Genomic DNA, 13,833 nt, shown 5'->3' on the forward strand with positions numbered 1-13,833 from the left:
TCTGGCGTTCGTTGGCTCTGTGTCACAGTTGCTGCGGCTCACACGACCCCCGTGAGCGCTCCTGAAGGAAGGCACCCCCCACATGCCTGGGAAGAGCCCGTGGAAGGTGGCGGCCACGGCGACCGCCGTCGTCCTGCTGGCGGCCGGCTGTAGCAGTGGGAGTTCGGACGACACCGAAGTCCTGCCCAACAGCATCAGCATCGGTATCGCCGAGCCCACGAGTCTGGTCCCGTCCAACTCGATCGAGACGAGTGGCTCGCAGGTGCTCGCGTCGCTGTTCTACCCGCTCGTGCGGTTCGACGCGAAGAGCAACCCGTACCCGGTTGCCGCGCAGTCGATCACCCACGACAAGGCGAACCGGGTGTGGACGATCCGGCTCAAGCCGGGCTTCACCTTCAGCAACGGCGAACCGGTCGTGGCCGACAACTACCTCGACGCCTGGAACTACGGTGCCTACGGGCCCAACGGCCAGCTCGCGTCGTACTTCTTCCAGCGCATCGACGGCTTCGCCGACCTGCAGGCCAAGGACCCCGACGACGGCGGCCCCGAGAAGGCGCCCGAGCCCAAGGCCAAGAAGCTGCGCGGGCTCAAGAAGGTCAACAACCTGACCTTCACGGTGACCCTGACCGAGGGCTTCGCCGGCTGGCAGTCGGTGATGGGCTACGACGCGTTCTTCCCGCTGCCCAAGGCCGCGTTCTCCGGCGACGGGGTGCTCAACAAGGACTTCGGCGAGGCGCCGATCGGCAACGGCCCGTTCAAGATGAAGGGCACCTGGCAGCACGACGAAAAGATCGTCGTGGAGAAGGTGGCCGACTTCAAGGGCACGATTCCCAAGGTCAGCGGCATCACCTGGAAGATCTATCAGGACCTCGGCGCGCAGTACGCCGACCTGGTCGGCGGCAACCTCGACATCGAGACGAAGATCCCGATCGAAAACCTGGCGTCGGCCTCGAGCGACCTCGGTACCCGCCTGGCCCGGACGCCCAGCTCCTCGTTCTCGTTCGTCGGTTTCCCGATGTACGACGACAAGTACAAGAACCCGGACGTCCGCCGCGCCCTCTCCATGGCGATCAACCGTCAGGAGATGACCGACCAGGTCTTCCTCGGCTCCGAGCAGCCGGCCACGTCGTTCGTCTCGCCCCAGGTCGCGGGCGCCCGGCCGAACAGCTGCGGTCAGTGGTGCGAGTACAACCCGACCAGAGCCAAGCAGCTCTACACCGCGGCCAACGGTCCGCGCGACATCAAGATCTCGTACAACACCGACGGCGGCCACAAGGCGTGGGTCGACGCGATGTGCAACCAGATCAAGGCGTCGCTGGCCGTCAACTGCACCGGGGTGGGCCTGCCCAAGCTCAAGGACCTGCTGGCCAAGGTGCGGGCCAAGGAGGATGTCGGCCTGATCCGGCTCGGCTGGGCCATGGACTACCCGCTGATGGAGAGCTACCTGGGCCCGCTCTACACCAGTGACGGCTCGTCGAACTACTACGGCTACAACAACACGACGTTCGACAGCCTGGTGCGTCAGGGTTCGGCCGCACCGACCGTCGCGCAGTCGCAGAAGCTGTGGAACGAGGCGGAGGATCAGCTCGTACGGGACATGCCCGTGCTCCCGCTGCGCTTCGGGCAGAACGTGTTCGGCTACTCCGAGAAGGTCACCGACGTGACGATGGACCTCTTCGGAAAGGTCGACATCTACGCCGTCGACATCGCCGGCTAGCACCCCATGTTCCGCTTCATCGTGCGGCGCCTGCTCCAGATGGTCCTCACCTTCTTCGGGGCGACGTTCGTCGTCTACGCGCTGATGTTCGCGTACGTGGACGATCCGTTGCAGGCGCTCGTCGGTGACCGTCCGGTCACCGATAGTCAGCGGGCGGCGCTCAACGCCCGTTACCACCTCGACGAGGGCTTTTTCGCCCAGTACTGGCACTACATCAAGGGTCTGCTCACCGGTGACTTCGGACAGTCGCTGACCGGCCGGTCGATCGGCGACATGCTGTCCCAGGCGTGGCCGGTCACCATCCGGCTGGCGCTGCTGTCGATCGTCATCGCGGCCGTCGTGGCGATCGGTGCCGGCGTGCTCTCCGGCATCCGGCGCGGCGGGGTGTTCGACACGGTCACCCTGGTGCTGACCCTGATCGTGCTGGCCATGCCGATCGTGGTGCTGGCGCCGCTGGCCCAGCTCGTCTTCGGCATCCAGCTCGGCTGGTTCCCGCCGACCGCCGGGCGCAACGCCGGCCTGTACGAGCTGCTGCTGCCCGCCCTCGTGCTGGGCAGCCTGGTCATCGCGACCGAACTGCGTGTCACCCGGACGTCGGTGGCGGAAAATCTGCGAGCCGACTACGTACGTACGGCAAAGGCCAAAGGTCTCGCCCCCCGCCGGGTGATCGGCGTGCACGTTTTGCGCAACTCGCTGATCCCGGTCATCACCCTGATCGGCGTGGACATCGGCGTGCTCATGTCCGGGGCCATCGTGACCGAGGGCGTGTTCAACATCCCGGGCGTCGGCTTCAACCTGTTCCGGGGCATCCGCACCGAGGACGGCCCGCTGGTGGTCGGCTTCGTGAGCGTCCTGGTGATCGTCTTCCTGGTGATCAACCTGATCGTCGATCTGCTGTACGCCGCGCTGGACCCGAGGATCCGCTATGAGTGACCTCAACGCTGTCACCACGGCCGAGGCGCCCGGACCGGCGCCCGACCGTCCGCGCCGGGCCAACCGGTCGCTGGCCGGGGACGCGTGGGCCGACCTTCGTACGAGCAAGGTCTTCTGGATCGCCGCCGCGCTGGTCGTGATCGTCGTGCTGATGGCGGCCTGGCCCTCGCTCTTCACCTCGGCCGACCCGCGCGACTGCCTGCTCGGCCGCAAGGACGCCGGGGCCAGCGGCGGAGCGATCTTCGGCTTCGACTTCCAGGGCTGCGACGTCTATGCCAAGACGGTCTACGGCGCCCGCGACTCGGTGCTGGTGGCGTTGTGCGCGACCCTGATCGCCGGGGTGATCGGCGTGCTCGTCGGGCTGGCGGCCGGCTACTTCGGCGGCTGGCTGGACGCCGTGCTGTCCCGGTTCGTCGACATCATGCTCGGCATCCCGTTCCTGCTCGGCGCGATCGTGCTGGCCAAGCGGCTGTCGTCGAACCCGGAGAGCAACGGGGTGCTCGCCGTCATCGTCACGCTCGGGGTGCTCGGCTGGACGACGGCGGCCCGGGTGATGCGCTCGGCGGTGATCTCGGCCAAGGGGCAGGACTACGTGGCCGCGGCCCGGATGCTCGGCGCCGGCCCCGGACGCCTGATGTTCCGGCACGTGCTGCCCAACGCGATCAGCCCGGTCATCGTGGTGCTGACCATCCTGCTCGGCATCAACATCGCGGGCGAGGCCACCCTGTCGTATCTGGGGGTGGGGCTCAAGGGCGATGCCGTGAGCTGGGGCATCGCGATTGCGGAGACCGGCCCGTACGCGCGTACGGCAGCCGCTCCTCTGGTCTGGCCCTCGGTTTTCCTGGCGGCCACGGTGCTCGCCTTCATCATGCTCGGCGACGCCATCCGCGACGCCTTCGATCCGAGGCTGCGATGAACCAGGAGATCCTGCTCGACGTGCGCGATCTGCACGTCGAGTTCCGCACCCGCGACGGCGTGGCCCGCGCGGTCAACGGCGTCAACCTGCGGCTGCACCCGGGGGAGACGCTCGCCGTGCTGGGCGAGTCGGGCTGCGGCAAGTCGGTGACCGCTCAGGCGATCATGGGCATCCTGGACACCCCGCCCGCGCACATCACCGGCGGTCAGGTGCTCTATCGCGGCGTCGACCTGCTGCAACTGCCGGAACGCGAACGGCGCAAGGTGCGCGCCAACCGGATCGCGATGATCTTCCAGGACGCGCTGAGCGCCCTCAACCCGGTCTATACGGTCGGATTCCAGCTCGCCGAACTGTTCCGGGTGCATCGGGGCACCTCGCGCGGTGAGGCCAAGCGCCGCGCCGTCGAGCTGCTCGACCAGGTCCGCATCCCGGACGCCAGGCGCCGCGTCAACGACTACCCGCACCAGTTCTCCGGCGGCATGCGGCAGCGCGTCATGATCGCCATGGCGCTCGCCCTCGACCCCGAGGTGCTGATCGCCGACGAACCCACCACCGCCCTCGACGTGACCGTGCAGGCCCAGATCATGAACCTGCTGGCCGACCTGCAGCGCCAGCGCACCATGGGCCTGATGCTGATCACGCATGACATGGGCGTGGTGGCCGACGTGGCCGACCGGATCGCCGTCATGTACGCGGGCCGGGTGGTCGAGGAGGCGCCGGTCTACGACATCTACGGGCGGCCGGCCCACGCGTACACGAAGGCTCTGCTCGAATCGATCCCGCGGCTCGACCACAAGGGGCGGCAGCTCAACGTGATCCAGGGGCTGCCACCGGCCCTGACCGACGTTCCGCGCGGCTGCTCGTTCCACCCCCGATGTGCGTACGCGCGCGAGATCTGCCGCCACGAGGAGCCGCCGGTCTACCAGATCGCGCCGCAGCGGATCGCCAGCTGCCACTTCGTCCGGGAGGTTCTCGGTGTCTGATCTCGTGCTCGAGACCCGGGGCCTGGTCAAACACTTCCCGATCACCCGGGGCATCGTGTTCCGGTCCAAAGTGGGCGCCGTCCGCGCGGTCGACGGGGTCGACCTGCAACTGCGCCGCGGCGAGACGCTCGGGATCGTGGGGGAGTCCGGCTGCGGCAAGTCGACGCTGGCCAAACTGCTGGTCGGGCTCGAGAAACCGACGCACGGCGAGATCCGGGTGCACGGCGACGACGTGACCCGCCTGAGCGGAACCGCGTGGCGGAGGACGCGCCGCACCATTCAGATGGTGATGCAGGATCCGTACACGTCGCTCAACCCGCGCATGACGGTCGGCGACATCATCGGGGAGCCGTACGACATCCACCCCGACGCGGTCCCGCACACCGGCCAGGTGCGGGCCGTGCAGGAACTGCTCGACCTGGTCGGGCTCAACCCCGACCACATCAACCGCTATCCGCACCAGTTCTCGGGCGGCCAGCGCCAGCGCATCGGCATCGCCCGCGCGCTCGCCCTGCGCCCCGAGATCATCGTCTGCGACGAGCCGGTCTCGGCCCTCGACGTGTCGATCCAGGCCCAGGTGATCAACCTGCTCGAGGGCCTGCAACGCCAGCTTGGCCTCGCCTACATCTTCATCGCACACGACCTGTCGGTGGTCCGGCACATCTCCGACCGGGTCGCCGTCATGTACCTCGGCAAGATCGTCGAGACCGGCCACCAGGCGGCGATCTACGAGCAGCCGACGCACCCGTACACGCAGGCGCTGCTCTCGGCCGTACCGGTTCCCGACCCACGCCTGCGCGGCCGGCGCGAGCAGATCGTGCTGACCGGCGAAGTGCCGTCACCGGCCGATCCGCCGTCGGGTTGCCGCTTCCGTACGCGATGCTGGAAGGCTCAGCCGGGCTGCGCCGAGCACGAGCCGCTGCTGGAGATCAGGCAGCGGTCGTCACACCCCAGCGCGTGCCACTTCGCCGAGCCCCACAACGTGATGCGGCGCTTCTAGTCCCTCTGGTCCAAGTGGGACACTGCGCGCATGCTGCGACCGTCGTCCCGTCGGGGGCTCACGTACGCCGATGCGGTACATCTGCTGGGGGCCGGTGACAGTCCGTACATCACGGCGCTCGGCCGGATCGCCGGACTTCCCACGGCCGCGGTGGCGACGGCCACGCTGAGTTCGGTCGACCTTTTAGCCGTACGCAATGAGATCGTCGACTGGGGACAGACGGTCACCCGCGGGCTCCGTGAACGGGTCACCGGACTGAACCGCTTCGATCGCACCGAACGACTCGCCGCCGCCCACGCGGTGCTGGTGGTCAGCTCGTTCTTCGAGGCCCTGGGCGACGCGGCCGACGAGATCACGCTGGCCGAGCAGGTCGCGATCGCCACCAGCACAGCGGTGGAGAGCGACCGTCGCGCCGTCGTCCACGTCCTGGTCGAGGCGGATGTCCCGATGCCGTCGGCGACCCAGCCGGTCGAGGCGTTGCGGGTCGAGCTCGAGGCCTATTACGAGACCCTCATGATCGGGGCGCTCGACTTCCTGAAGGGCCTCGAACAGGCGGCGCCCGTCTTCCCCGGCAAGAGTTCATTGATGCGCGCGGCCATGCGGCGCTACGACATCGGTTACCGAGCGTTGGCGGTCGACGTGCCCGAGTTCGCGATCTGGGCTGCCATGACCGACGCGGCGGCGGGCCGCGCGACCACCGAGCGTGTCGGCGCCGAACTGGCCGGCCGCGTCGCCGGCGTCGACTCACAACTGGCCGGTATCGAGTCCCAGGTGGCCGGACTGAGCACCGGTCTTGGCGGAATCCGGTCGCTGCTGGCCGGTTTGACCGGGCGCGCCGACGCCTGCCGCACCGACCTGTCCGATCAATACCGACGCGAGCTGAGTCGTCCGATCGTCGACGCCGGCGACCTCCCCGACGGCATCCGGCTGCCCGCGACAGCCGATCTCTACGTCAATCCCCGGGCTCGGGCGCGCCGGGCCGAGACCGGATCGCCTGTCGCCGCCGAGTCGTGGTGGGAAGACGCCGTCGAGGTGGCCGACGTGCAGCCTTTCCTAGCCGGCTTTCTGACCAGTCCCGACGCCACGGCCGCGCCCCTGGTGGTGCTGGGCCAGCCCGGCTCGGGCAAGTCGATGCTGACCCGAGTTCTGGCCGCCACACTGCCTCCGGAGGAATTCTTTCCGGTACGGGTGGAACTGCGCTCGGTCTCCGCCGACGCCCCGATCCAGGACCAGATCGAAGCGGCCGTCCACGCCGCCATCGGCGAGCGGGTGTCGTGGCCGGAGCTGGCGCGTTCGGCCGTCGGTGCGTTGCCGGTGGTGATGCTCGACGGCTTCGACGAGTTGTTGCAAGCGTCCGGGGCCAACCGTGCCGACTACCTCGAACAGGTACGCGACTTTCAACGCCGCGAGGCCGATCGTGGCCGTCCGGTGGCCGTGCTGGTCACCTCGCGCATCGTGGTGGCCGACCGCGCCCGCGTCCCGGACGACAGCGTGGTGCTGCGCCTCGATCCCTTCGACGACGCGCAGATCGGCACCTGGCTCGACGTGTGGGGCGCGACCAACTCGAGCATCGAACCGCTGACTCTCGACGTGGCCCTCCGCTATCGCGAGCTGGCCGAGCAGCCGCTGCTGTTGCTGATGCTCGCGATCTACGACGCCTGGGACAACGCCCTGCGCTCGGCCGGGAGTCTGGACCGCGCCGACCTGTACGAGCGTTTGTTCGCCGATTTCGCCCGGCGCGAGCTGGCCAAGCGGGAACCCGCCGCCCCGATCGACGCGGCCGCGATCGCCCGGGAGATTCGCCGGCTGGAGTTCGTGGCGATGGCGCTCTTCGCCCGGGGCGCGCAAGTCGTCACCGAGCGGGAGCTGGATCTTGATCTGCACGAGCTGCTGCGCGACGACCGGGTGGACAAACCGGACAGTGATCGCCCGCTCAGCGCCGCTCAGCTGCTCGTCGGCCGCTTCTTCTTCCTGCACGAGTCCCGCGCCCGCGAAGGCGTCGACCAGCCCGAGCGCAGCTTCGAGTTCCTGCACGCCACGTTTGGCGAGTTCCTGGTCGCGCGCCTCGTGGTCAACACCCTGACCGATCTGGCCGAGGAACGCGCACACCAGGCGAAACGGCCCTACCCCAGCCCGGTCGACGCGGGACCCTTGGCGGCTTGGTTGTCGTTCGCGGTGCTCTCCGCGCGTGGGCCGATCATCGACTTCGGCCGGACCATGCTCAGCCGTCTGCCGGCGGAACTGCACGCCGGCTGTGACGCGTTGTTGCGCGAACTGCTGGCTGCCGCGGCCTGCCCGCCGCAGACCTGGTCGCTGGGCGGCTACCAGCCGATCCGGCGGTCGGCGTCCGAGCGGGAGGCTGCTTTCAGCGCCAACCTGGTCACGCTTCTCGTGCTTCTGGCACCGGAAGGGGTGGATGTCGGCTCGCTCGGTGTCACTTGGCGGTCACAGGCGCTGCTGTGGGAGAGCCGCTTGCCCGAAGACGCTTGGAAGAGCCTCTGGACCGCGTTGCGGGTGACGTGGCGTACCGACCGCCGCGACGGGACGATCACCCGCGAGGACATGTCACGCGTCAGCCTGTGGCACTCCATGCCCTGGGCGCCGGTCCTGGAATCGCCCGACGAGAAGTGGGGATCAACTGAACTCTTCCATGACGTCTCGGTTCCCTTGGCGAGTGTGGCCGGGGGTTGGTTGAAGGAGGCCGCATTCCGGGAGGACACGAGGATGGCCCTCGTTCTGGCGCACAGCGTGGCCCCCTTCTGGCGGTCGATCGCTACACCGTTCGGGGGGATCCACGACGCTTCGACGTACGGGTCGAATCTCGAAGTGCTGCTCGAGTTGCTGCTCGCTTCACGCGAGGAGGGCGAGGCTTCCCGGCTGGTCGACCTTTACGTTGCCGCCCTGTATACCTTCCGAAACGTTCCGGCAGGCGACGCCGTGGTCATGCGCATGCTGATGGACGATGCGCACCGCGTCGACCCGTCGGTGGTGTTGCAGGTGCTGGAGAACGACGATCGGACGCCTCAGCCGATGACGTCGGCCCAGCCGCCGTACTGGATTCGGCGCGCTAAGGCCAGCGCAGGCATTCTTGCCGTCTGTTACCAGCGTAAATGTTCCCGTCCGAGGCTCGTCGACATCTTCAGCGTCATCGACTCGGACACGTGGGGCCTTATCGACCGCCCCTTCCGTGAATTGTTGCGAGAGGAGTTCACGGCGATCGGTGTGCCGTTTCCGGAGTCGCTGTTCCCGGAGGAGCCGTCCCCGGAGCGGGTGTTCCGCTAGAGCGGACCCCGGCCGGCGCGGAGGATCATCAGGGCTACCTGGGCTCCGTCGGCGCCGAGGGCCTCGCGGAAGCGCTCGACGATCTCGCGCTCGCGGGACAGCACCAGGCGGGTGCCGCCGCTGGCCATGCGGGTCTTGCCGACGGTCTGGGACAGGCGCGCCCGCTCCTGCCACAGGTCGATGATCTGCTGGTCGATCTCGTCGATGCGCTCGCGCATCGCGCGGATCTCGTCGGCGGCCAGGGGCTGGCCCGCGCCGGTGCTCTGGTCCATCAGATCGGCGGTCATGTCGTGCTCCTCGGGTGCTGGCGCCCCGGTCGACCCGGCCCGGGCAGCATCAAGCCCCGGGCTGGAAGGCCCGGGGCTTGATGGAGGTCTGTTGTTCAGACGCTGACCATGGCAGCCGGCGAGCCGGTGCCATAGAAAAATCGCGTCTGCTGGATCACGCCGCCGAGTATGCCCCCGTCACGAGCCGCTCCGCAAGAAAACCGCCCGATCCGTGGGACGTCACGCTCACGGCGTCCGGAAATCGCGCCCGGACGCCGTGAGAACCCGGAGAAGCTAGGCGACCGTGCTGATGCGGTTGGCCGGGCCGGGTGCGACCGGTGCGCCCGCGCCCAGGTAGGCGACCAGCGCGTCGACGTCGAAGCCGGGCGCCGTCGTGCGGCCGGTGCCCGCGGTCAGCGCCGAGAAGCCGTCGCCGCCGTTGGCCAGGAAGTCGTTCGTCGTGACCTTGTAGCTGGTGGCCGGGTCGATCGGCGTCCCGTTCAGCGCGAGCGCCGAGATCTTGGAGCCGAGCGGGGCCGTGGCGCTCCACGTGTAGGTCAGGCCGGCCGACACCTGCAGGATCTTCGTCGTGGTCTGACCGGCCTGCCCGGCGAACTGCTGCTCGAGCACCGCCTTGAGCTGGGCGCCGGTGAAGGTCTGAGTGACCACGAGGTTGTTGAACGGCTGCACCGTGAAGGCCTCGCCGTACGTGACCTCGCCGATGGCCTCGCCGCCCGCGGACGCCTCGGCGTCGAAGTCGGCCCGGATGCCGCCGGGGTTCATCAGCGCGATCTGGGCGCCGTCACCGGTGGTGCGGGCCAACTGGGCGTCGGCGATCACGTCACCGAGGGGCGTCTCGCCGGCCGGGGTCGCCGTACGGGTGATGTCGGCCGTGATGCGCCCGACGATGCGGTTGGCGATCGGCGCTACCGCCGTACGGTATTTGTCGGCAATCTTCTTGGCGCCCGCGTCGACCGTGGCCGGGTTCTTGAGGTAGACGCCGTTCGCGTCCTTCTGCCAGCCGCCGCTGCCGTCGGCGACGCCGTTCTCGACGATCACGTTCTTGGCTGTGATCTCGGCGAAGCGGCCGGTGCGCCGGTCGATCGAGTAGTCGATGTCGGTGATCAGCTGGCCGTTGGTGCCGGCGCTGGTGACGACCGACGTGCCCTTGGAGTTGGGCAGGCTGCACGAGTAGAACCGGTGCGTGTGACCCGAGACGACCAGGCCGAACTCCGGGTTGAGGCCGGCCACGATCGGCACGATCGGACCGGTGAAGCCGGTGCAGTCGGAGACGCCCGGGGTCGGCGTGGCCGTGCCCTGCGCGCCACCCTCGTGCACGAGCAGCACCTGCGCCTTGACGCCGAACAGCTTGAGCAGGTTGCCCCACTTGTTGGCCGTCTCGACCTCGTCGGCGAAGTGCACGTTCTTGATGCCGGCCGGGTTGACGATGCCGGCCGTGCCCTCGAGCGTCATGCCGACGAAGCCGACCGGGGTGCCGTTGACCATCTTGATGTCGATCGGCGGCAGGATCGGCAGCTTGGTCCGGTTGTCGATGGTGTTGGCCGCGAGGTAGGTGAACTTCGCCCCGCCGAAGCCGTCGCCGTCCTGGCAGCCGTCGACCGGGTGGCACCCGCCGCGCTGCAGGCGGATCAGTTCGTCGACGCCCTCGTCGAACTCGTGGTTGCCGACCGAGCTCACCTGCAGGCCGACCTGGTTCATCAGCTCGATCGTCGGCTCGTCGTGGAACGCGGCGCTGACCAGCGGGGTCGCGCCGATCAGGTCACCGGCGCCGACGGTCAGCGTCGAACGGCCCTCGGTCTTCGCCTCGGCGCGCAACTTCTTCAGGTACGTCGCCAGATATTCCACACCTCCCGCGGGCGTCGCCGTGCCGGCCGCGTTGACCACGGCGCCGCTCCCGCTCGGCGGGTCGATCGCGCCGTGGAAGTCGTTGTAGCTCAGGAACTGGCCCTTGACGGTCGCGCCCTTGGGCAGCCCGTAGTTCACGCTGACGGGCTGGAACTCCGGCGGTGGCGCGGCCACGGCCGGGTCGGCGGAGCGGGCCAGGGGCAACGCCGCGATGACGGCGAGCGCGAGAGCGGGCGCGGCGAGGTGACGCAGCGCGACCCGGGAACGGTCCATGGTGTTCGGTCTCCCGATCAGCGATTGAAAGTCGACGACGACAGCCTGATGTATCGATGGTGATCGGCGCTACCGCCTGTGGATAACAAGTGGTCTCATCGATGGCCTGTGGACAGCGGAATTTATGTCGGGGGGTCGGCATAGACTTCACCCCGCGATGCGACCTTCAGCTGAAACCCCCGACGGCGCCCTGTTCGCCATGCCCGCCACGCGCGCTCCCGAGGAGCCGAGAGCGCGGCGGCGACTCGACCCTGAGTCCCTGCTCGAGGGGCTCAACGGCCCTCAGCGCGACGCGGTCACCCACGCCGGTTCGCCGCTGCTCATCGTGGCCGGCGCGGGCTCGGGCAAGACCCGGGTGCTGACGCATCGCATCGCCTATCTGCTCGCCGCTCGTGACGTGCATCCGGGCCAGATCATCGCGATCACGTTCACCAACAAGGCCGCCGGCGAGATGAAGGAGCGGGTCGCCCAGCTCGTCGGCCCGCGGGCCCGGCTGATGTGGGTGTCGACGTTCCATTCGGCGTGCGTACGCATCCTGCGCGCCGAGCACGAGCACGCCGGCCTCAAGAGCAGCTTCTCGATCTACGACGCCGACGACTCGCGCCGGCTCATGACGCTGGTCATCCGCGAGCTCGACCTCGACCCCAAGCGCTACTCGGCCCGCGGCCTGACCGCCCAGGTGTCCAACCTGAAGAACGAGCTGGTCGAGCCCGAGGAGTTCAAAGACCGGGCCAAGGGGCCGGCCGAGCGGGCGGTCGCCGAGGCGTACGAGGTCTATCAGCGCCGCCTCCGGGAGGCGCACGCGCTCGACTTCGACGACATCATCATGACCACCGTCCATCTGCTCCAGTCGCATCCCCACGTCGCCGAGACCTATCGTCGCCGGTTCCGCCACGTGATGGTCGACGAATACCAGGACACCAACCACGCGCAGTACATGCTGGTGAAGCAGCTGGTGGGCGACAAAGGGGGAGAACTCGAGCCGGGTGAGCTGTGTGTGGTGGGCGACGCCGACCAGTCGATCTACGCGTTCCGCGGTGCCACCATCCGCAACATCCTCGAGTTCGAGCGCGACTACCCCGACGCCCGCACGATCCTGCTCGAGCAGAACTACCGCTCGACCCAGACGATCCTGTCGGCGGCCAACGCGGTGATCGACCGCAACACCTCGCGCAAGCCCAAGCGGCTGTGGAGCGACCAGGGCCCGGGCGAGCAGATCGTCGGCTACGTGGCCGACACCGAGCACGCCGAGGCCGACTGGGTGGCCCGCGAGATCGACCGTCTGGGTGACCGCGAGGGCGTACGCCCGGGAGACGTGGCGGTCTTCTATCGCACCAACGCGCAGTCCCGCGTCTTCGAAGAGGTGTTCATCCGGGTCGGCCTGCCCTACAAGGTGGTCGGCGGCGTCCGGTTCTACGAGCGCAAAGAGGTCCGCGACGCGCTGGGCTACCTGCGCGCGGTGGTCAACGACGACGACACGGTGAGCATCCGCCGGGTGCTCAACACCCCCAAGCGCGGCATCGGCGACCGGGCCGAGGCGTGCGTCGAGGCGCTGGCCAACCGTGACCGCATCTCGTTCGGTCAGGCGCTGCGCCGCGCGAAGGACGCGCCCGGCATCGCCGCCCGCTCGGCCAACAGCATCGCCGACTTCGTGCAGCTCCTCGACGACCTGCGTGAGCTGGCCGCCACCGCGCCGCCGGAAGAGGTGCTCGAGCTGGTGCTGCAGCGCTCGGGCCTGCTCTCCGAGCTCGAAGAGAGCCTCGATCCGCAGGATCAGGGCCGGGTGGAAAATCTGCAGGAACTGGTGAGCGTCGCCCGCGAGTACACCGAACGGGTCGAGGCCCAGGCGGATGAAGCCGACGAGGCCCCGGCCGCCACCCTGGCCGGCTTCCTCGAGCAGGTGGCGCTGGTCGCCGACGCCGACCAGCTGCCCGACGACGACCCCGACCACCAGGGCGTGGTCACGCTGATGACCCTGCACACGGCCAAGGGCCTGGAGTTCCCGGTCGTCTTCCTGACCGGTCTCGAGGACGGCGTCTTCCCGCACACCCGCGCGCTCGGCGACAACACCGAGCTCGAAGAGGAGCGCCGCCTGGCCTACGTCGGCATCACCCGCGCCCGTCAGCGGCTCTATCTGTCCCGGGCGGTCACGCGTGGTGCGTGGGGCCAGCCGCAGTACAACCCGCCCTCCCGCTTCACCGACGAGCTGCCGCCCGAGCTGATCCGCTGGGAACGCACGGCCGGTTCCTACACGTCGTGGTCGGGCACGGGCGGCGGCGTGGGTGGCCGTGGCGGGGGCGACCGGTTCCGCGGTGGCGGGTTCTCCGGCGGCACCCCCAAGGCTCAGCAGCTGGCGAGCCGGCTCGGCATCGACGGCAGCAAGCTGTCGACGGCCAGCGAGCTTCCCCAGGCGCCCAAGGTGTCGGCCGGCGACCGCGTCAACCATCAGCGTTACGGCCTGGGCCGGGTGATCACCGTCGAGGGCCAGGGCCCCGGCGCGCGGGCCCAGATCGACTTCGGCGATCAGGTGATGTGGCTGATCCTGCGGCACGCTCCGATCGAAAAGATCTGACGCCCTGCCCGCGTACGGGAGAGAG

9 protein-coding genes are annotated in these 13,833 nt (G+C 68.8%); 7 read left to right on the forward strand and 2 right to left on the reverse strand.

Annotated features, from left to right (window positions below):
• Positions 1–82 precede the first annotated feature (82 nt).
• The 6 genes from KOI35_RS35040 to KOI35_RS35065 are packed head-to-tail and all read left to right on the forward strand — an operon-like array spanning position 83 to position 8,831.
• Entirely contained in the window at positions 83–1,717 is a 1,635-nt protein-coding gene (locus KOI35_RS35040) for a peptide ABC transporter substrate-binding protein (protein WP_215792975.1), read from the forward strand.
• Positions 1,718–1,723: 6 nt separating this feature from the next.
• Positions 1,724–2,650 (forward strand): ABC transporter permease, encoded by a 927-nt coding sequence (locus KOI35_RS35045; RefSeq protein ID WP_215792976.1) that lies wholly within the window; start codon positions 1,724–1,726, stop codon positions 2,648–2,650.
• Entirely contained in the window at positions 2,643–3,566 is a 924-nt protein-coding gene (locus KOI35_RS35050; RefSeq protein WP_215792977.1) for an ABC transporter permease, read from the forward strand. Before KOI35_RS35045 ends, KOI35_RS35050 begins: the two co-directional genes overlap by 8 nt.
• Positions 3,563–4,549, forward strand: a complete 987-nt coding sequence (locus KOI35_RS35055) for an ABC transporter ATP-binding protein (RefSeq protein WP_215792978.1) — start codon at positions 3,563–3,565, stop codon at positions 4,547–4,549. Before KOI35_RS35050 ends, KOI35_RS35055 begins: the two co-directional genes overlap by 4 nt.
• Positions 4,542–5,549, forward strand: coding sequence for an ABC transporter ATP-binding protein (locus KOI35_RS35060; RefSeq protein WP_215792979.1), 1,008 nt, complete (start codon positions 4,542–4,544; stop codon positions 5,547–5,549). The genes KOI35_RS35055 and KOI35_RS35060 overlap by 8 nt, the downstream gene beginning before the upstream one ends.
• Positions 5,550–5,579: 30 nt before the next feature.
• Complete coding sequence (locus KOI35_RS35065) at positions 5,580–8,831, forward strand: NACHT domain-containing protein (protein WP_215792980.1); 3,252 nt, start codon at positions 5,580–5,582, stop codon at positions 8,829–8,831.
• Here KOI35_RS35065 and KOI35_RS35070 read toward each other — a convergent pair.
• Positions 8,828–9,118 (reverse strand): chorismate mutase, encoded by a 291-nt coding sequence (locus KOI35_RS35070; protein WP_215792981.1) that lies wholly within the window; start codon positions 9,116–9,118, stop codon positions 8,828–8,830. The genes KOI35_RS35065 and KOI35_RS35070 overlap by 4 nt on opposite strands.
• A gap of 273 nt (positions 9,119–9,391) precedes the next feature.
• The gene (locus KOI35_RS35075; RefSeq protein WP_215792982.1) at positions 9,392–11,236 is read right to left on the reverse strand and encodes a bifunctional metallophosphatase/5'-nucleotidase; all 1,845 of its coding nucleotides are present in this window, start codon (positions 11,234–11,236) and stop codon (positions 9,392–9,394) included.
• A 199-nt stretch (positions 11,237–11,435) separates the two neighbouring features.
• On the opposite strand from KOI35_RS35075, the gene pcrA reads away from it, so the two are divergent.
• Positions 11,436–13,808, forward strand: coding sequence for a DNA helicase PcrA (gene pcrA, locus KOI35_RS35080; RefSeq protein ID WP_246614306.1), 2,373 nt, complete (start codon positions 11,436–11,438; stop codon positions 13,806–13,808).
• Positions 13,809–13,833 lie beyond the last annotated feature (25 nt).

Source organism: Paractinoplanes bogorensis, assembly GCF_018829635.1.
Lineage (GTDB): Bacteria > Actinomycetota > Actinomycetes > Mycobacteriales > Micromonosporaceae > Actinoplanes > Actinoplanes bogorensis.